The organism is Aromatoleum buckelii (assembly GCF_012910785.2).
In the GTDB taxonomy this organism is placed as follows: Bacteria; Pseudomonadota; Gammaproteobacteria; order Burkholderiales; family Rhodocyclaceae; genus Aromatoleum; species Aromatoleum buckelii.
Genome location: NZ_WTVH02000010.1, coordinates 348,905 through 368,243, shown reverse-complemented (window position 1 = coordinate 368,243; position 19,339 = coordinate 348,905). Strand labels below are relative to the sequence as shown.

The 19,339-nt window shown below is 64.1% G+C and carries 18 protein-coding genes; 1 reads left to right on the top strand and 17 read right to left on the bottom strand.

The features are described 5' to 3' along the window. Positions 1-193: 193 nt before the first annotated feature. The 17 genes from gspD to GO608_RS12300 all read right to left on the bottom strand — a co-directional run bounded on the left by gspD (position 194) and on the right by GO608_RS12300 (position 17,891). On the bottom strand, positions 194-2,602 hold the full coding sequence (gspD, locus tag GO608_RS12380; RefSeq protein ID WP_169199320.1) for a type II secretion system secretin GspD: 2,409 nt from the start codon (positions 2,600-2,602) through the stop codon (positions 194-196). After that, entirely contained in the window at positions 2,599-3,273 is a 675-nt protein-coding gene (locus GO608_RS12375) for a hypothetical protein (protein ID WP_169199321.1), read from the bottom strand. The genes gspD and GO608_RS12375 overlap by 4 nt, the downstream gene beginning before the upstream one ends. Beyond that, complete coding sequence (gspM, locus tag GO608_RS12370) at positions 3,270-3,812, bottom strand: type II secretion system protein GspM (RefSeq protein WP_169199322.1); 543 nt, start codon at positions 3,810-3,812, stop codon at positions 3,270-3,272. The genes GO608_RS12375 and gspM overlap by 4 nt, the downstream gene beginning before the upstream one ends. Further along, positions 3,809-4,837, bottom strand: coding sequence for a PilN domain-containing protein (locus tag GO608_RS12365; protein ID WP_169199323.1), 1,029 nt, complete (start codon positions 4,835-4,837; stop codon positions 3,809-3,811). Before GO608_RS12365 ends, gspM begins: the two co-directional genes overlap by 4 nt. Beyond that, positions 4,827-5,684, bottom strand: coding sequence for a type II secretion system minor pseudopilin (locus GO608_RS12360; protein ID WP_247003106.1), 858 nt, complete (start codon positions 5,682-5,684; stop codon positions 4,827-4,829). Before GO608_RS12360 ends, GO608_RS12365 begins: the two co-directional genes overlap by 11 nt. Before the next feature lie 91 nt (positions 5,685-5,775). After that, positions 5,776-6,459, bottom strand: a complete 684-nt coding sequence (locus GO608_RS12355; protein ID WP_169199325.1) for a prepilin-type N-terminal cleavage/methylation domain-containing protein — start codon at positions 6,457-6,459, stop codon at positions 5,776-5,778. Then, the gene (locus GO608_RS12350) at positions 6,459-6,851 is read right to left on the bottom strand and encodes a type IV pilus modification PilV family protein (RefSeq protein WP_169199326.1); all 393 of its coding nucleotides are present in this window, start codon (positions 6,849-6,851) and stop codon (positions 6,459-6,461) included. The genes GO608_RS12355 and GO608_RS12350 overlap by 1 nt, the downstream gene beginning before the upstream one ends. Next, the gene (locus GO608_RS12345) at positions 6,851-7,336 is read right to left on the bottom strand and encodes a GspH/FimT family pseudopilin (RefSeq protein ID WP_211159471.1); all 486 of its coding nucleotides are present in this window, start codon (positions 7,334-7,336) and stop codon (positions 6,851-6,853) included. The genes GO608_RS12350 and GO608_RS12345 overlap by 1 nt, the downstream gene beginning before the upstream one ends. Then, positions 7,333-7,767 (bottom strand): type II secretion system major pseudopilin GspG, encoded by a 435-nt coding sequence (gene gspG / locus GO608_RS12340; protein ID WP_169199327.1) that lies wholly within the window; start codon positions 7,765-7,767, stop codon positions 7,333-7,335. The genes GO608_RS12345 and gspG overlap by 4 nt, the downstream gene beginning before the upstream one ends. A 117-nt stretch (positions 7,768-7,884) precedes the next feature. Then, positions 7,885-9,174 carry a type II secretion system F family protein gene (locus GO608_RS12335; RefSeq protein WP_169199328.1) on the bottom strand — a complete coding sequence of 430 codons (1,290 nt, stop codon included), beginning with the start codon at positions 9,172-9,174 and terminating at the stop codon, positions 7,885-7,887. After that, positions 9,167-10,906 (bottom strand): type II secretion system ATPase GspE, encoded by a 1,740-nt coding sequence (gene gspE / locus GO608_RS12330; protein WP_169199329.1) that lies wholly within the window; start codon positions 10,904-10,906, stop codon positions 9,167-9,169. Before gspE ends, GO608_RS12335 begins: the two co-directional genes overlap by 8 nt. Before the next feature lie 122 nt (positions 10,907-11,028). Next, a complete protein-coding gene (locus tag GO608_RS12325) occupies positions 11,029-12,216 on the bottom strand; it encodes a glycosyltransferase family 4 protein (protein ID WP_169199330.1) in 1,188 nt (395 codons plus the stop codon). After that, positions 12,203-13,024 carry a symmetrical bis(5'-nucleosyl)-tetraphosphatase gene (locus tag GO608_RS12320; RefSeq protein WP_169199331.1) on the bottom strand — a complete coding sequence of 274 codons (822 nt, stop codon included), beginning with the start codon at positions 13,022-13,024 and terminating at the stop codon, positions 12,203-12,205. Before GO608_RS12320 ends, GO608_RS12325 begins: the two co-directional genes overlap by 14 nt. Positions 13,025-13,036: 12 nt before the next feature. Further along, the gene (locus GO608_RS12315; protein ID WP_169199332.1) at positions 13,037-14,923 is read right to left on the bottom strand and encodes a polysaccharide biosynthesis protein; all 1,887 of its coding nucleotides are present in this window, start codon (positions 14,921-14,923) and stop codon (positions 13,037-13,039) included. After that, positions 14,920-15,900 (bottom strand): MraY family glycosyltransferase, encoded by a 981-nt coding sequence (locus GO608_RS12310; RefSeq protein ID WP_169199333.1) that lies wholly within the window; start codon positions 15,898-15,900, stop codon positions 14,920-14,922. The genes GO608_RS12315 and GO608_RS12310 overlap by 4 nt, the downstream gene beginning before the upstream one ends. Next, a complete protein-coding gene (locus tag GO608_RS12305; RefSeq protein ID WP_169199334.1) occupies positions 15,897-16,883 on the bottom strand; it encodes a UDP-glucose 4-epimerase family protein in 987 nt (328 codons plus the stop codon). The genes GO608_RS12310 and GO608_RS12305 overlap by 4 nt, the downstream gene beginning before the upstream one ends. Continuing rightward, entirely contained in the window at positions 16,884-17,891 is a 1,008-nt protein-coding gene (locus GO608_RS12300) for an NAD-dependent epimerase (protein WP_169199335.1), read from the bottom strand. It abuts the gene before it with no gap. Positions 17,892-18,038: 147 nt separating this feature from the next. Here GO608_RS12300 and waaA point away from each other — a divergent pair, with 147 nt between their 5' ends. Next, a complete protein-coding gene (gene waaA, locus GO608_RS12295) occupies positions 18,039-19,331 on the top strand; it encodes a lipid IV(A) 3-deoxy-D-manno-octulosonic acid transferase (protein ID WP_169199336.1) in 1,293 nt (430 codons plus the stop codon). Positions 19,332-19,339 lie beyond the last annotated feature (8 nt).

Sequence of the window (19,339 nt, the reverse complement as noted above, 5' to 3'; positions counted from 1 at the left end):
TCGCAGAGTCCGGATACTGCCAGAATCATGACCGGCGGGCTTATGCCGACAACGCTTTCAAAAGTAACTGGTTGTAATATTCGTGGAGGCCGGCCGCTACGTGCGCTGTCGCACGTCCCGGATGTCGGTCGCCTGCGGACAAAACTCCACGGCAGAGCATTACAGTCGAAAATCGGACCAAAATATACCGGAATCACTGAATAGGCACGGTGCTCTTGTCGTGACCGGGAACCGACTCGATACTTTCCGCACTGTCCCCCCGCAACGCAGAAATGCGTCTGGGCAAATGGTCCAGGCTGCGCATGCGCAACTTCAGCTCGTCTCCGATTTGGCGGAGCGCCGCGTCATTATCGACCACACGCGGGGTAAGCATTACCAACAATTCAGTACGGACAGTAGTGTCCGATGTCGTCCCGAACAGATCCCCCAATATGGGTAAATCATGCAACAGCGGAATACCTTGCCTGTCCCGATTATTGTTATCCCTAATCAATCCGCCCAGCACGATCGTTTCACCGTTTCGAACAGCCACCCTGCTCGCCAACTGTCGCTGAAGGAAGGTCCGCTGGCCTGTTGCGATGTCCACCTGACCGACATCCGTGACTGCCTGCTCGACCGTCATCGTCACCATCCCGCCCGCATTCACAGAAGGAGAGACTGCGAGTTTGACTCCGGTGTCCTTGTACTCGATCGAGGTGGTGGTGAGGCCACCATCAGTGATGGTCTGCGACGTGCGAATAGGCTGCTGGTCGCCGACGTGAATTTCTGCAGTATTGTTGTCCAGCACCAGAATGCTCGGGCTTGAGATCACGTTCAGCAGGGACTTCTGCGCAAGCGCATTCAACACGGCTCGGATTTGCCCGAGGGGATTGATTACAGAGTAGGAGAAACCCGGGTTGGTCGGCGAAAGCACACTGGTATCACCGCTGGTAAGCTGCCCTTGACCGCTCCATCCGTTCGATCCGATTTTCCCGCTGAAGTGCCACTGCAGGCCGTATTTGAGCTCGTCGTTAAGCGTGACTTCGAGAATCGTCGCTTCGATCAGAACCTGGGTCGGGGCGACATCGAGTTTCCGGAGTGCTGCTTCGATCTTGTTATATTCACCAGGAGGAGCGTATAGCAGGATCGCGTTATTCTGCTCATCGGCGACGACACGGACCTGAGAACCGAGAGAAAATTGCACCAGCTCCTGCGCCGTGACATTGGAATCATTCCCGGCACCGAGTCGAGACACACCGAAACGGCCGCTGCTCAGCCCCAGAGTGCCGGAACCTGAAGCTGATCCGCTTATCCCGAGCCCGCCGCCAAGAACGCTGGCTCCTAGCCCTGGGGCGACCGATCGTGGAGTCTGTGGTTGCTGAGCGGTAGCACCGGCACCGAAAATGCCGTTAAGCAGGTTGGCCAGGTGCTGCGCCGTTCCGTTTTGAATCGGATAAACATAGAGCTGGGGCTCGCTCCCGCCGGATCTAGGCTGATCGAACTTTTCAATCCACTCGCGTGCGGTATCCAGATAATGGGAACGGGGAGTGATCACAAGCAGCGCATTAAGGCGATCGAGCGCGACAATCCGAATGACTCCTGAAACCGGACCGGAGATTTGCAGTGCGGTCATGTCCGGAACGGCAGAGGTCCCCGCAGTCCCCGCAGTCCCCGTAGCACCTGTCGCCCCCTGGTTCGCCGGCCGAGCTGCAGGCTGAGGCGCAGCAGCACCGCCGGGAGAACCTGTGCCCGCCAGTACGGCTTTGAGCCCGGCGTCCACTTCTCGCGCGGAAGTATGTTTGAGGGGAAAGAGGCCTAGAGACATCCCCTTCAACACGTCGATATCGAAGGTGCTGACAATCTCTGTCCAACTTTCAATCTGGGCTCGCGTACCTGCGAGAATCAGCAGGTTGCGGAAAGTGTCGACGCGGACGAAGGCTTCGGGAGTTGCCAACGGTTTGAGAATATCTGCCATTTCCGCGGCACCCACATATTGCAGCGGCAAGATAACCATATTGTGCCCGAGCGGTAAACTTCCAACGTTTTCCAGCGAAGGGGCCACGCTGCGTAGCGTCTCGGGGCGGCCGATGTGATATACCCCGGCCGCATCCTTTACCACTAGAAGACCGTTTGCCTTGAGTGTGGACTCGAAAACCGAAAAAACCTTGTCGCGCGGCAAAGGCAGATGGGTATGCAGCGTTATCACGCCGTCCAAGGCCTGGCCAATCGAGTATGGCACATTGAGAATGTCGCCCATTACGGCGTGGACGACTTCTGCCACTGGCGCCTGCTCGAACTTCAGCGAGACGTCCGCACCGCGCAGTTTTACTGCTGGTTCCGACTTGGGGGGCGCGAACATGCGATCCGTGCCCCGCAAGAGAGTTGGTGCACCGCCACTTGCGCTGTCCGAGGGCGCCTCGATCTTGTCCGCGTTCTGGCCATTGTCGTTTTCCGCCCCGTGCTCCTGTGGGACGCGCCCCTCTTGCCCTGGAACGGACGCGCCGACCCTGCGACTCGTTTGAACCGAGGGAGCCATAGTGGTGCAGCCGGATACCGCCAGCACAACAGCCAGGAATAACGTACTGGATCTAAAGCGCATATTGCTCACTTGTTGCTGAATCATGGACGCTGCTGTCGAAGCTCTTCGAGACGGGCCCGTCGTTCATCTGCTCGAGCACGACGTTTTTCAGCAAGTAGACGCCGAGCTTCCTCGCGCGAGCCGGCACTCTCGGACGCCGTTCCGGCACGAGTCCCTTCGGGTCCGGCGGTCGCCCCCTCGATGGCACTCTCGGGCGACGCCTCGTTGGCGCGGGCTGAACCTGGCGCGGGCTTCGTCAAATATCGCATCTGGAGAACGGTTTGCTTGCCCCCATTTCCGACAAACACGGCGCGCGTACCGTCAACACTTTGCAGTGCCCAAGGTCCGATCTTGTCGCCATAGCGTACCCGTTTGGGTTTGCCCTCGACGAGCAAAACCGCCCCACCCTCTTTGTCTGAAGCAAATAACCCGAGAACCCTTATGTCTGCAAAGGGATCAGGCCCCTCCTCAGCCTTGCGCTCCGATTCAGGCGAAGCTCTTCGGGTTGAAATGAACAAAGGACGCAGGCGTGTTTCCCCCGAAGTTCCCTCTTCAGGAGACTTGTGTTCGATTTTCGGGATGTCAAAAAGTGACTCGTCCAGAGACCGGGGTTGCGGCGGCGCCCAGTTCTTTTCCCCGCTTTGCCACAGGAGGACAATCCCCACCGCGATTATTGCACTCAGAAGGAGCGCGTAGCGTGTGATCGGGGCAATCATGGCAGCAGGCGGATGGAGCTGACATTGATCTGGATACGAATTCTTCCTTCCGCCGCCGAAGTCCGCTGACGAGAACTCGTCACTTCGATGTTATCTACCTGTATGGATGGCCGCTCGACCGGCAGGGCAAGTAAAAAATCGGCGAGACCATTTGTGTCGGCATCGAGGGTGGCGGACAGGGGGACCAATTCCACTCCCGCCGTCTCGCGAGGCGGAAGAATCTGACTGCCGACGACCGTAACTCCGGCGGCCTCGGCGATACGCCGAACACGCTGCTGCAGATCGGCGCCGACCCGACCGCTGCCGATTTCGGCCGGGTATGCATGGCGCTCTAGCACAGTGAGTGATTCGGCAAGAGCTGCCTTGATGCGTGGGGCGGCATCGCGCAGGCCAAGCAGGCGGGCATGCCGCGACTCGATCTCCGCCAAGGTCTGCGTTGCCCAGCTATAACGAAAGAGAAATTGATCCACCACCGGGACGGCGAAAAGCATAACCAGGACAACAAGAAACCCGACGCTGAGATAGGCGCGCTGTCTCATTGCACGGCCACCGCGTTTTTTTCGTTCCGGTAGATGAACTCGACAGAAAAGGACTCCTTGCCATCGCTGCGCCGCGAGATTGCACTCGGGGTACGCACGTCGCGAAATCCCGCCTGCGCACCCAGTGTTTCGACGAGAGCAGCCGCATTGTCGGCAAATCCTCCGATACGGACCCTGTCTCCGGAGACTTCGAATCTATTGAGAAACGCCGTGTCGGGGAAAATCCGGGTGAGGGCCTCCAGCACAGCCGGCAGATCCACCTGCCCCCGGAGCTGCGCTTTCACTGCATTTACTCGCGCCATGGCCTTGAGCAATGCCTCGCGGTCAGCGACGACTTGCGCTGTTTCATTAACGAGAAGGACGTGTCGTGCCTGGGCATCGAAAACTTGTGCACGCTTCAACAGGAATGGCATCGCCACGAGCGAGAGCAGCATCAACACGAGCAGCGCCACGCTGAAAACCATCCCGATACGCTGACGAGCGCAAGCGCGCTCGCGCCGCGCCTCTCCGAAGCCTGCTATAACGATGGGCAGGCCGAGGTCGGCCCATATTTCCTGACTCCCGGCGGCAGTCTGATCCAGCGAAAGAAGGTATTTTTCCACATGAGCGCGAGAGCACAGCGCTAGACGAACATCCTGACAGCCATCTTCCCGCTCGGACGCACGCCATCCCCATACCAGCTCGTCGGCGCCGAACGGACTGTGCTCCCGGGCCTGCAATGCAACCGCCTGCTGAAGATCGGACAGGACCAGATCGGGACATACCAGATCGCGGAAAAGAACCAGATCGTCTGGCAACAGGACGGCCTGGATGCTGTTTTCCTTCGCCGGGGGAGTTGCGCGGGCCGATGCGCCTGCGCGCCACTGCGTGGAGCCGTCGGGGAGTTGCACCCTGACCGGCACCACTGGGCGAAACCAGCGAAAAAGGGGCCAGTCCAGCGCATCGGACCATCCCTGTCGCAGCGTCCGCCAGCCGCGGCCCAAATCCAGGCCGAAAAGGCTGAGATTGCCTGCGTCAAACGCCACTGGGGTATTCCCTGACCACCCGTTCCGCCGTTACCGGCTCCGCGTCAAACTCGATCCAGGGAATGCCCGTTGAACTCACGCGTCCCAGATCGAGCCACCGCACACGCGAGAGGCGTAGATCGCCCTCCTGCCGCCAAGCCTCGAAGCGGTAGTGAAGCGTAGAGGCATCGGCGAGATATTCTTGTTTCAAAGCTGTCATATCGATAAGGGGATCGTTCCGCGCGCGTGCGGCAAGGACACGATCAACGGCACGGATATTTCCTGCGGCCAGGACTGCAAGAACGGGAGCCGGCGCGTAGCGCGGGTCCACCCCCGGGGACTCACCACGGGTAGTGAGCAAGCCGCGAAGTTTATCATGAAGATCGAGACTTACCCCGAGCACCTGAACGAGGTCATCCACTGATTCGAAGGGCCCGTCACGGGGCCGGAATCGACTCTGTGCAGCTTCGTATTCAGGACGTTCGGCTCCGTCAGGCAGTGAAGACCGGTCCGGGTCTCGCCAGTCCACAATGCGATCGGCAAGGATCCGAGCGTCATTTTCGGATAGCTCCGCCCCATAGGCCAACGTTTCGCGCAGGAGATCGGTGGACGCGTGGTTAAGGTCAACGAAGCCAGACGCAGGGTACACCTCGACGTTCAATGTCCGCCCCTCGAAGGCAAACTGGAACTTGACCGGCCCCGACGCCGTAGGTGCCATGAGCATAGCCACGGCAGCAAGCCTTATCGCAGCGTCCCCTGCAGCCGCATGCTCGGCAAAAAGCCGGAAATTCTGGGTAGTGCGCAGATCTGCGCGAGCCGTGGCAATTATCCCGGTCACCAGAACGGAGAGGGCAGCGACCAGCCACATGACGGCAATCAGTGCGAGCCCGGAACTGGTGAAGGAGAAGGAAATGTTGAGGGAACGGCGTGAACAGGATCGGTCCGAACAAAACATAAGCTTATTTCCGCCGTACTGCGGGTTTTGCCACCGTTTGAGACTCGGGCTGCAGCTCGGCCTGTTCCAGTCGCACGACCAGCGGCGGCCAAGATCGCCCGCGCACGGTAATCATCACCCGGACAAATCCGGGCAGGACGGCGGGTTCATCCCACACGTCGAGCCAACCGGTTTCACCGAGGCTCTGATATTGCAGTTGCAGGGACTCGATATCGTCAAGCAGCACCAAAGATTCAAGCGCACCCCAGTCGGGAGGACTATCGTCACCGGCATAAGGGGTCAGCTGAAGAGCCAAGTATCTGCGCTCATCGGATGGTGACCTCGTGTTGCTCACAAACAAGCGTAGATGGTTAAGACCCCCGACACCATGCCGGACAGGCAGGTGTCCCAGCCAGACGAGGCCTTCAGGACCCCCTGCGAACCAGGTTCGTACCGCTTGAGTGGACGGATCCTTCCATGTGCGCGACGAAGTGCGAGCCATTGTGCGTTGAAGCAAGCCGCTAACCAATCGTAGGTCATCGGCAGCAAGCGTTTGCGCTTCAAGGCGAACACTCGTCTGTCCGAAATTGCGAAGCGCCCCTACCAAACCGAGCAGAACCAGTGACAACAGGGTGAGCGCAACAACGACCTCGACTAAAGTAAAACCCGAGTTACGTGGATTTCTTCTTCTCACTATCAGCTTACCCATCACCGCAGTTCGGATCGTTCGGGCGCAATGCTCGCCAGGGTAAGTTGCCGCTGGCGACCACGATCGGACCATTCGACCTCGACGACAATGCGATGCAGGAGCACGGGAGGAGAGTCGCCCGCTACGGGCCAGGCCTCTGAGATGAGTCGCCAACGCATGTCGTCGTACAGCCCTTGATCCCGGACGCCACCATTTGGCACCGCGGGATATTGAGCCAACATCGACTGGGCGAGGAACAGTGCGCGGGTTTGCCGATCCGCCTCGACCATGGCACGGACGCTGCCGCCAGTCGCGTGATAAAGACTGGCTAGCGAAAGTGCCATGATCGTGAGGGCGACCAGCACCTCGAGTAGCGAAAAGCCACGCTGCTGCACGATGGAGGATTTAACCATCAAATGGCGATCGCCTGCTGACTGAGGCGACCGAGGAGCCAATCGACAGTAATTCGTACGCCGTCACCTGAGGGGCGCAGAATCTCGAGCGTCCCGCCGGTGGCACCGCCGTCAGGATAAAAGCGAATGCCGCCGCGACTTTGGTCGATCTCGACATCCGCGACAATCAGTCGCATCGTCAGTCTTTCTGGCAGTTCGCTGTCAAGATGCCCTTCGATCCCGAACCGGCGTGCATCGAGGTCGACGTTGAAGGCGGTGCTTTGCCCCGAACGCAAGGCTTCCACACGGGCAAGTTTGATACCGGCGAGGACCTGCTTGACCGTCGCCCGGTACTCCATGGTTTCATATGCACGCGACACCGCGAACGGCGCCGCGCTCAAGGCAAGCACGCCAATGCTCAACGCAACAATGAGTTCGATCAGGGTAAAGCCACACTGCCTCCATCGGATGACCGATTGAAGACGTGAGCACACGCGCTGACTCAATGCCAATTGCCGACATCGGCGTTTTCGCCCTCACCCCCCGGGGAATTGTCGGCACCGAGCGTGTAGATGTCGATGTCGCCATTCCTGCCTGGAACTTCCAAATGGTAAGGATTGCCCCAGGGATCCAGCGGTAGGCCGCCCTTCTTCAGATAGGGTCCATTCCAGCCCGCAGCAGCGCTCGGCTTCGAGACAAGTGCTTCGAGCCCTTCTTCACGCGAAGGGAAACGGCCTACGTCGAGTTTGAACAGTTCCGCCGCCTGTTCAAGATCCTTGGTCTGAACGTTAGCCGTCTTGCTCTTCGCCCCACCCAGTTGCCCCAGCACGCGCGGGCCGACCAGGCCGGCAAGGAGCCCGAGGATCGCAAGCACCACGAGGAGTTCGACGAGCGTGAAGCCCTTTGCAGGCTTGCGGGAAGGATGATTTCGTGTCATTACGTTTCCAGTTCTGGCCATGTGGCGCAGCAAAAAACATGATTTTATACGCAGAGGAACCCTCGAAAACAACCTGCGAGAACATCGTGTCGATATGAGTTGATCACCCGGATGAAGCTACATCGCCAGATCATTGACAGAAAGAATGCCCATCAGGATCGACACGATGATCGCAGCGATCACCGCGCCCAGGGTCAGGATCAGCAATGGTTCGAGCAGGGTCAGCGCCCGCTTCACGCCGGCCTGCACTTCGACGTCGTGCACCCGGGCCAGCTCCTGCAGCATCGCATCTAGCCGGCCGGTTTCTTCCCCCAGCCGTATCATGTTGAGCCCGAGCGGGGTGAAGAGCTGGGTTTTTCCGAGCGCGTCCGCCATGCGCCCGCCTTGCTTGATCGCGGGGGCCACGCCCGCCATCGCCGCACGCAGTCGCTGGTTGGTCATGGTTTCCGCTGCGATTTTCAGCGCGGTGACGATCGGCACGCCATTGCCCAGCAGCGTTCCCATGCTGCGCGCGAAACGGGTGACTTCGTACTTGCGGGTGACTTCGCCGAGCACCGGCAGGCGCAGCATCCACGCATCGCGCTTGTCGCGGCCGGCCGGCGTGGCGAGCCAGCGGCGCACGAGCCAGACGAGGCCGGCAACGACGAGCACGATCAGCCAGCCCCAGTCGGCGACCAGATGGCCGGCGGCGACGATCAGGCGCGTCGGCAGCGGCAGCGCTTCGCCCATGTCGTCGAAGAGGGTTTCGAATTGCGGCACGACAAAGCCGAGCATCAGGAAAACCGAGATCGCCGCGACGACGACGAGGATCGCCGGATAGATCAGCGCCGAAACCACTGATTCGCGCAGTTCCTTGACGCGCTCGAGATGTTCGGCGAGGCGACCGAGCACGTCGGCGAGTTGCCCGCCGGCTTCGCCGGAGCGGACCATGTTGATGTAGAACTCGCCGAACAGCGCCTGGTGCGGGGCCAGCGCTTGGGACAACCCCTTGCCGGCCTTGACCGACTTGAACACGTCTTCGAGCAGCGCGGTGACCGAAGGTTTGCCGCCCATGCCGATCAGGACGCGCAGTGCCCGGTCGAGCGGCAAGCCCGCGCGCAGCATCACCGATAGTTGACCGGTAATGCTATGGACGTCGGCGTGGTCGGGGCCGCGGTCGGCGGAGAACAGGCGCATGCGCCGTCGGGCGGGGAAAGCCGCCTCCCCCGCCGCGGGCCCGGCGCCGTCCTTCCCTGCTGCCGAAGCGGCATGAAGGTCGGCGCCCCTCCGCTCCGTCACATCGAGCTGCAAGGGCGTCAACCCCTTGCCGCGCAGCGTACGCATCGCAGCTTCGCGGTTGGCGGCGTCGACATGCCCTTCGAAAATGCGGCCGTCCGCTTGCGCCGCGCGGTAGGCAAAATCAGGCATTGCCCTGATCCTGGGTCACACGCAGCAGTTCGTCGAGCGAAGTGATGCCGGCGGCGACCTTGCGCAGGCCGTCTTCGTACAACGTCAGCATGCCGCCCTTGCGGGCGACCTGGTGCAGCGTCGTCGCGTCCGCCCCGGCGAGGATCGCCTGATGTGCGGCGTCATCCATGACGAAGAGCTCGTGAATCGACGTGCGCCCGCGATACCCCGTGTGTTTGCACGCGGGGCAACCGCGCGCAACCTGCACGGTGCGGCTGCCGGACGTCATGAAACGGTCGAGCCCGGCCTTTTTCACCGCGGCTTCCGGCAGTTCGGCAGCTTCCTTGCAGTGCGGGCAGAGCTGGCGCAGCAGGCGCTGCGACAGCACGCCATTCACCGACGAGGTAATGAGGTAACGCTCCACGCCCATGTCTTCGAGGCGGATGATCGCCCCGACTGCAGTATTGGTATGCAGGGTCGACAGCACGAGGTGGCCGGTCAGCGCCGACTGCACGGCGATCTGTGCGGTCTCGGTGTCGCGCATCTCGCCGATCATGATGATGTCCGGATCCTGGCGCAGGATCGAGCGCAGCGCATGGGCGAAAGTCATGCCGATCTGCGGCAGCACTTGCACCTGGTTCACGCCTTCGAGCTGGTATTCGACCGGGTCTTCGACGGTGAGGATCTTCAGCGCGGCCGAATCGAGCTTCGCAAGTGACGCATAAAGCGTCGTCGTCTTGCCCGAGCCGGTCGGGCCCGTGACAAGCAGGATGCCGTGCGGACGGTCGATCAGCTCACGGTAGCGGGCAAGGTTGTCGGGCGCAAAGCCCATGTCCTCGAGGTTGAGCCGGATGCTCGCGCGATCGAGCACCCGCATCACGACGCTTTCGCCGTGGACGGTCGGCAGCGTCGATACGCGCAGGTCGAGTTCGTGGCCCTTCACGCGGTTCTTGATGCGCCCATCCTGCGGCAGGCGACGTTCGGCGATGTTCAGATGAGCCAGCAGCTTGATCCGCGACGTGACGGCTGCGGCGAGGCCGCTGTCGGCAAGCTCGGCGTCCTGCAGCACGCCGTCGACGCGGTACCGGATGTGGAGCCCGTCTTCGAACGGTTCGATGTGGATGTCGGACGCGCGCAGGTCAATGACGCGGGAAATGATCTGGTTCACCAGCCGGATGACGGGAGCTTCGCTGGCGAGATCCTTCAGGTGCTCGACGAATTCGCTGTCGCCGTCGATGGCGCCGAGAAAACCGTCTCCTTCGTCCTCGTCGACTTCCTCCGGGGGAGCGTAGAGGCGCTCGAGCGCCGACTGAAGCTCGGACTCGATCGCCAGCCAGGGCTCGACGGACAGGCCCGAAGCGAGCCGCAGCGCCTTGGTCAGGAAGGGGTCCTGCGGCATCGCCATCGCGACGACGACGACGCCATCGACCACCCGCACCGGCAGCACAGCGTGCGCCAGCAGATAGTCCACCGACAACCCGGGCACTTCGATCGGCTCGTCGGGAAAATCCGGCGTTTGCGCGAGCGGAATGCCAAGCTGTTCCGAAAGCGCACGGGCGACGTCGATCTCCGACAGCAGCCCCAGCCGCACCAAAACACGGCCGATGAGGTCGCCGATTTCCTGCTGTGCAGCAAGCGCCTGCTCGAGGTCACGATTGGACAGGCGATTGCTGCGGACAAGCAATTCCCCCAGGCGGGGGCGGGATGCGACCGCAACGGCGCCGTTTTCGGCAGGCGCGGACTGGGCGTTCATGTCTGGGGGGCCTTGCACGGGCAGAATCGAAGCAAGGGAGTTTACCCGGTTACCGAAAAATTATCGCCTCGCCGATCCATCGCCGGAACGCGGTCGGCGCCGGCGTGAGGATAGGCAGGCGATCAGCCACACCCCATTGCCGCAAGGATGCGCGCGTTCGCGCGGCGCACGTCGAATTGCGCCTCGGCGAGGCGCCTGCTCGCGGCCCCCATCGATGCGATTCGCTCGGGCCGCTCGATGAAACCGAGCATCGCATCGACCAGCGCATCGACATCGCGCGGCGGCACCAGCCAACCGTTTTCACCCGGCTCGACAGTATCCCTGCACCCCGGCATGTCCGTCGTGATGATCGGGCGGCCCATCGCCATCGCCTCCTGGATGCTGCGCGGAACGCCCTCGCGGTAGTACGACGGCAGGACGAAGACGCTCGCTTCGGCAATGGCCGGGCGAACGTCGCCGACGTGACCTCGCCATTCGACGACACCTTCGGCATTCCACGCACGCAGTTCGGCTTCGCTGACCGAACCCGGATTGGCGTCGATGCTGCCAAGCAGGATGAAACGTGCGGACGGATGCACGGCGCGAACCCGCCGCGCCGCCTCGACGTACTCCCGGACGCCCTTTTCGGCGAGCAGCCGGGCCGCGAGGAGAAAAGTCGGCGGATCCGTGACCGGCGGCGCGGCGGCAAACCAGCCGAGATCGACGCCGATGCCCCCGAGCATGATCACGCGCTCGGCAGCGACCATGCGGCTGCGGACGAACAGTTCGACATCGTCCCGGTTGAGGAAGAACACGCGATGCGCCCCGGCGAGGCCCGCCCGGTACAAGCCGCTGACCGCGGCGCGCAGCACGCGGCGGCGCAGCGAGAAGCCCGGGCTTTCTTCCGAATAGACATAGCCCGCGCCTTCGACCATCGCGAAGCGATTCGGCACACCGGCGAGGCGCGCCGCGAAAGTGCCATATATCACCGGCTTGATGAAATACGTGAACGCATAGTCGGGTTGCAGCTGGCGCAGCAGGCGCACGAGCCGGAAAATGTCGCGCACGTCACGCAGCGGCCGAATGCCGGCCCGCTCGAGGCTGTAATCGACGGGTTCGGCGCCGAGCGCGGCCACGGCGTCGCGGCTCGCGGTGTCGTAGTCGGGTGCGAGCGCGAACACCTGCAGGCCACGCGCGACCCAGTCGCGGATCAACGGGCCGCGGAAATTGTGGATCGAATACGCCTGGCTCGAGATCAGCGCGAGTCTCGCTTGGCGCACCGGCGCAGTCGCACGGATTTCCACCGCCGGCAGCGACTCAGAACGACCCAAGCCGCTTCCCCGCATGCACCTGGAATACCTGGCGATCCTCGAGTCTCACCGCGGTGAGCTTTTCGCCCCATACGCAGCCGGAATCGAGGGCGAGCAGGTTCGGCTCCCTGCGCAATCCGAGCGCGGACCAGTGGCCGCAGACGATGGTCGTGTCGCTGCTGGCACGGTTCGGGTGCGCGAACCACGGCAGATGATTCGGCAGCGCGCTGTCGGGCGGCCCTTTCGCATCGAATTCCATGCGCCCGTCGGGCGTGCAGAAACGCATGCGCGTCATCGCGTTGACGATCACCCGCAGCCGCTCCCACCCGGCGAGGTCATCGCTCCACGCTTTCGGCGAATTGCCCCACATGTGCTGCAGGAACGCTTCGCAGGATTCCCCCGAGAGCGCGGCTTCGACTTCGCGCGCGAGCGCCCGGGCGCGTTCGGCGGTCCATCCGGGCAGCAGGCCGGCGTGGACCATCGCGTAGTCGCCTTCGAGATGCATCAGCGGCAGTGTCCGCAGCCAGGCGATGAGTTCGTCGCGATCCGGCGCCTCGAGCACCTGCTGCAGCGTGTCGTGGCGCTTGCGGCCCGACGCGCCGGCGTACGCGATCTTGAGGAGATACAGGTCGTGGTTGCCGAGCACGCTAACCGCTGCGTCGCCGAGCGACCGGACGAAGCGCAAGGTCTCGAGCGACGCGGGTCCGCGGTTGACCAAGTCGCCGACCAGCCACAGGCGATCGTTCGACGGGTCGAAGCCGCACTGGTCGATCAGTTCTCGAAATTCGCGGTAACACCCCTGAATGTCACCGATTGCATAAATTGCCACCCTGGACTTACCTCAACATGCTTCGCGTGCCATTTTCGCTGCCACGAGGAAAGGCTTCGGGGGATTATACGGGGCATATTCCGGAACCCAGCGCCGCAGCACGCGCCGCACCTCGTCGTCGCTGCGGGTGTTGCCGGAGCGCACCCACTGCAGCATCTCGGCCATTTCGAAGCCGTCCGGCAACGAGGCGCGAGCGACACGCAGCTTGGAGTGATGCGTCGGGCGGGTGCGTTCGCTGTGCGCGAGGACTTCCTCGAACAGCTTTTCCCCCGGGCGCAGGCCGGTGAACACGATCGGGACTTCGCTCTCGCTCTTGCCGGACAGGCGGATCATGTCGCGCGCGAGTTCGAGCACCTTGACCGGCTGCCCCATGTCGAGGACGAAGATCTCGCCCCCCTCGCCCATTGCGGCCGCCTGCAGCACGAGCTGCGCCGCTTCGTGGATCGCCATGAAGTAGCGCGTGATCTCCGGATGCGTGACGGTGACCGGCCCGCCGCGTTCGATCTGCGCCTGGAACTTCGGGATGACGCTGCCGGCGCTGCCGAGCACGTTGCCGAAGCGGACCATCTCGAAACGCGTGCGGCGCGACTGGCGCTGCATTTCCTGGCAGATGATCTCCGCCAGGCGCTTGCTCGCCCCCATCACGTTGGTCGGGTTGACCGCCTTGTCGGTGGACACGAGGACGAATCGCTCGACGCCGACCGCCGCCGACGCCTGCGCGAGGATCCACGTGCCGAGGACGTTGTTGCGCACCGCCTGCCACGCGTTGTGCTCTTCCATCAGCGGCACGTGCTTGTAGGCTGCGGCGTGGAACACCACCGCCGGCGCATGGCGTTCGAGGATTTCCATGACCCGGCGGCGATCCTTGACGTCGCCGGCGATCGCGACGAGGCCGATTTCCGGAAACTCCTCGGCGAACTCCTCGCTGAGCGTGTACAGCGCGAACTCGTTCAGTTCGAACGCAATGATCTGGGCCGGCCCGAAGCGCGCGATCTGCCGGCACAGTTCGGCGCCGATCGAGCCGCCCGCGCCGGTCACCATCGCCACCCGCCCTGCGAGCATCTCGCGCACCTGCGGAGTGTCGATCTCGACCGGCTCGCGCCCGAGCAGATCCTCGAGGTCGAGGCTGCGCATCTGCGACAGCGTGTCGTGCCCGGCGATCAGCTGCTCGATCGCGGGCAGGATGAACACCCGCACGCCCGCGCGCACGCACAGGTTGGCCACATGGCGATGACGTTCGGCATTGGCGCCCGGCATGGCGATGATCGCGTGGCGGACCCGCAGCGCGTCCGCGCACTCGGCGATCTCGCCCACCGGCCCCAGCACCCGCACACCGCACACCTCGCGATGCCGTTTCAACCGATCGTCATCGAGCAGCCCCACCACATGCCACTCGCGCGAGCGGCGCAATTCCTGGATCAGGTTCATCGCCTCGCGGCCGGCCCCCAGCACCAGGACGGGTTTGCCGACGCCACGCAGCGCGCCGAACTCCCGGTGCTCCTTGAAAACACGGTAAGCGGCGCGCCCGCCGCCCATGATCGCCACCAGCAGCAGCGGATAGATCAGCAGCAGCGAGCGCGGCAGCGGTGGCTCGGGGGCGAGGAACACGGCGCCGAGCGCGATCACCACCATGCTGAGTCCCACCGCGCGACCGATGCGCAACAGGTCGGGCAGGCTGGCGAACACCCAGATGCCCCGGTACAGCCCGGCCGCGCGAAAGATCAGCGCCTCGACCGGCACGAGCAGCAGCGCGCCGTAATTTGCGATCGGCTGGTATGCCCCCAGCCCCTCGAAATTGAAGCGCAACATGAAGGCGCCGAACCAGGCAGCGACCACCGCCGCGAGGTCGAATCCGAATACCGCCAGCGAACGCCAGTGCAACGCCACGCTCAGGTTCATTTTGCGGGTTCCGTTTCCATATGACGATCCCATTGCCGGTCGATGCGGTGCCCGAGGACGATCAGCACCGCGCTCCATGCGGCAGCTCCGGCCCATCCGCCCCTATCGAGGAACAGCAGCATCACCACAGCCAGGGACGCGCCGGACAGCATGACGAGCAGCCAACGCACGCACATCGCACCGTGGGTGAACCCGCCGCGCACCATGCGCTGATAATAATGTTCGCGGTGTGCGTGCCACACCCGCTCACCCCTGCCGGCCCGGCGAACCAGGGTCACGGTCGCGTCGAACAGAAACGGCGCGAACACGAGCGGCGCAAACCACAGCGGCCACGCGCCGATGTCGTGACCGTACCAACCCAGGCCCCCGGCCAGAAAACCCGATGGAATCGCGCCGACGTCGCCCATGAAAATTCGCGCCGGATGCCAGTTGAACACGAGGAAACTGGCCGAAGCCGCAGCCACCGCGATGCACAGGCTGGCCAGCGCCGGCTGCCCGGCCTGTGCGAATCCGATTGCATAAGCGGCGAATCCCACCGCGGACATACTGCCAGCGAGGCCGTCGGCGCCGTCCATGAAATTGTAAGCGTTTATCGACCATGCGATGACGATGACCTGCAGCGCGACGAGCAGCGGCGATCCCGCGCCGTGAAAAAATACAACAGCCGCGGCCGATGCCAGATGCACGCCGAGCCGCAGCCAGAACGGCAGATCGGTCCAGTCGTCCGCCCACGACACCGCGGCGAGGACGAACACCGGGATCAGCCATATCGGTGCAGCGCCCGCCCACGCTCCGCACGCCAAGGTTGCCGCGACGATGCCGAGCCCGCCGCCGTGGGGTGTCGGCCGCTGATGGAGCGACCGATGCCCGGGCTGGTCGACGCCGCGGTCGGCGAAACGCAGCCGCAGCGCGATCGTTCCCGCCGAGATCGTCGCGGCGACCGCAGCGAGCGCGAGGAGGTCGACCGCTCCGATCATCGCGCCCGCTCCGCCCCGCAGCCCACTGCGAAGGTCTCCTGCAGCCCCTGTTGCAGCGACACTCGCGCACGCCAGCCGAGCTCGCGCCCGATCAGCGCCGACGAATAGCTTTCTGGGCCGAGCAGGCGCTCGACCGCCGCCCGGTCGAGCGGCACTGGCCGGCGACGCAGCTTCTCGAGCCAATGGCCGATTTCGCCGCCGAAGCGAAGGACGCCCGTGGGACAGCGCAAGCGGACCGGCGCGAGCCCCAGTGCCGCACGCAGCGCGTCGTACAGCTCGCGCCCCGAGTAGCTGCGCGGATCGGCGACGATGTAGGTTTTCCCCGCCGCACGAGCGTCATCCGCGACCAGCAGCATCGCCGCGAGCACGTCGTCGACATGCACCAGCGAACGCTTCGCACCGGTCTCGGGCAGCGGCGGGAACCACCCCGCGCAGATGCCGCGCGCCATGCGCTCGAGATTTCCCCGGCTGCCGGAGCCATACACCATCGCCAAGCGCAGATTGGTCACTCGCAGGCCGAAGCGCGGGCCGGCGGCGAGCACGGCATGCTCCGCGTCGCGCTTGGCCTGCCCATATGCGGTTTCGGGCAGCGCCGCCCAGGTTTCATCCACAAGCGCGGCGCCGGGCGCGCCCATCGCCTTGACGCTCGACAGGAACACCAAACCGCGCACCCCTTGACGGCCGGCGGCATCGACGAGGTTCGCGGTGCCGATGAAATTCACGTCGCGGTGGCGGCGGGCGGCAGTGTCGCTGGGCGAGTCGAAGGCGTGCGCGTGCCCTGCACAATGGAATATCTGTTCGACGCCGCGGCATGCGCGGTCGAGCGCGTCCGGGTCGAGCAGGTCGGCACGGACTGCCGACGGGCCGGGCAATGCCAGCCGCGACATCCTTCGAACGTGTTCACCCCGCGCCTCGAGCGCCGCCGCGAGCCGGCTGCCGATGAAGCCGGTCGCGCCGGTGACGAGAACGGTGCGCGCTGTCATTCAGGAGCGGTAATAGTCGCGATACCAGGAAACGAAGCGAGCGACCCCTTCCGGCACCGGCGTCGCCGGCGCGAACCCTGTCCAGGCGTTGAGTTCCGCGGTATCCGCATATGTCGCGGGCACGTCGCCGTCCTGCAGCGGCAGGAAATTCTTCTCCGCCTTCCTGCCGATCGCGTCCTCGATCGCTTCGATGAACGCCATCAGCTCGACCGGATTGTGGTTGCCGATGTTGAATACGCGGTACGGTGCGTTGCTGCGGGCGGGGTCGGGCTGCAGCGCGTCGAAACCCGGATCGGGTTCGGCGACGCGGTCGAGCGTGCGGACGACGCCTTCGACGATGTCGTCGATGTAGGTGAAGTCGCGCATCATCCGCCCGTGGTTGAAGACGTCGATCGAGCGGCCTTCGAGGATCGCCCGCGTGAACAGGAACAGCGCCATGTCGGGGCGGCCCCACGGGCCGTAGACGGTGAAAAAGCGCAGCCCGGTGGTCGGCAGGCCGTAGAGGTGGCTGTAGGTATGCGCCATCAGCTCGTTCGCTTTCTTCGTCGCGGCGTAGATGCTGACCGGGTGGTCGACGCTGTCGTGCTCGGAAAACGGCATTTTCGTGTTGCCGCCGTAGACGCTCGAGCTGCTCGCATACACGAGATGCTGCACGCGGCTGTGGCGGCAGCCTTCGAGGACGTTCATGAAGCCGACCACGTTGCTGTCGACGTACGCGTGCGGGTTCTGCAGCGAATAGCGCACGCCGGCCTGCGCCGCGAGGTGGACGACGCGGTCGAACCGTTCCGCGGCGAAGAGGCGCTCCATGCCGTCGCGACCGGCGACATCGAGCTTGACGAAACGAAAACTCGGGTGCGGCGTGAGGCGCGCGAGACGGTCTTCCTTCAGGCGCGGGTCGTAATAATCATTGAGGTTATCCAGGCCGACGACCTCGTCCCCGCGCCCGAGCAGCACTTGGCAGACATGCATGCCGATGAAGCCGGCTGCGCCGGTGATGAGAACTTTCATGGTCGGGCCCGTCCTGTTCACGTCGAGCGGCGGATTATCTCATACCCGGTTGTAATGCCGCCTGCGCAACCTACGGTTACGAAAGCGGCCTCGCACCGCACGTCGCTATACTTGCCGCACCGTTCGGACCCTTTTTCAACCTTTTTGATGCTCGCCCGCCTGCCCTACACCCTGCTCTGGATTCTCGCGCTGCCGCTCGTGCTGCTGCGCCTGTTGTGGCGCGCGCGGCGGCAGCCGGAATACCTGCGGCATGTCGGCGAACGTTTCGGGCGTTACCGCATTGCCGCGCCGGCCCCGGTATTCTGGGTGCACGCGGTGTCGGTCGGCGAGACGCGCGCCGCCGAGCCCCTGGTGCGGGCGCTGCTCGCGCGCTGGCCAGACCGCAGCGTCGTGCTGACGCACATGACGCCGACCGGTCGGGCGACTTCCAAAACCCTATTCGGCGACGATCCGCGCGTGCTTCGCGTTTATCTGCCGTATGACCTCGGCTTTCTGTCGGCGCGCTTCCTGCGCCGCTTCCGGCCGCAGGTCGGGCTGATCATGGAAACGGAGTTGTGGCCGAACCTGCTCGCAGCGTGCCGGAAGCGGCGCGTGCCGGTGCTGCTCGCGAACGCGCGCCTGTCGGAGCGTTCGGCGGCGCGCTATGCGCGCTGGCCGGCGCTGACCGGGCTCACGCTCGTCGCGTTGAACGCGATCGCGGCGCAGACCGACGACGATGCACGGCGGCTCGCTGCGCTCGGCGGCGGGCGGGTCGACGTAACCGGCAACATCAAGTTCGACATCGCTCCGCCCGAATCGCTGCTGCAGCTCGGCGACGCTTTCCGCGCGCGTTTCGGTACCCGCCCGGTGATCCTCGCAGCGAGCACGCGTGAAGGGGAAGAGGCTTCGATTCTCGACGCGTTCGCAGCGTGCGCCCCGGACGACGCGCTGCTCGCGCTCGTGCCGCGCCATCCGCAGCGTTTCGACGAAGTCGCCGGGCTTGTCCGGGCACGCGGCCTGAGCCTGCAGCGGCGCTCCGACGACGGGCCGGTCGCCCCCAACACGCGGGTCTGGCTCGGGGATTCGATGGGGGAAATGTTCGCGTATTACGCGGCAGCCGACGTCGCACTGCTCGGCGGCAGCTGGCTTGCGTTCGGCGGGCAGAACCTGATCGAGGCGTGCGCCGTCGGCACCCCGGTGGTCCTCGGACCGCATACGTTCAACTTCGCGCTGGTCGCGGATCAAGCGGTCGAAGCGGGCGCCGCGCTGCGCGCAGACGATCCCCGCGCCGGAATGGCAGCGGCGGTCGCGCTGCTTCGCGATCCGTCACGCCGCCAAGCGATCGGAGCCGCGGGACGGGGTTTCGCGGCGGCGCATCGGGGGGCGACCGAACGAACGATGGCGATCGTCGAGGAGCTGGTCGGCTGCGGCAAGGCACCGCTCCCGCCGGGGCGGCGATGAGGCGAGCG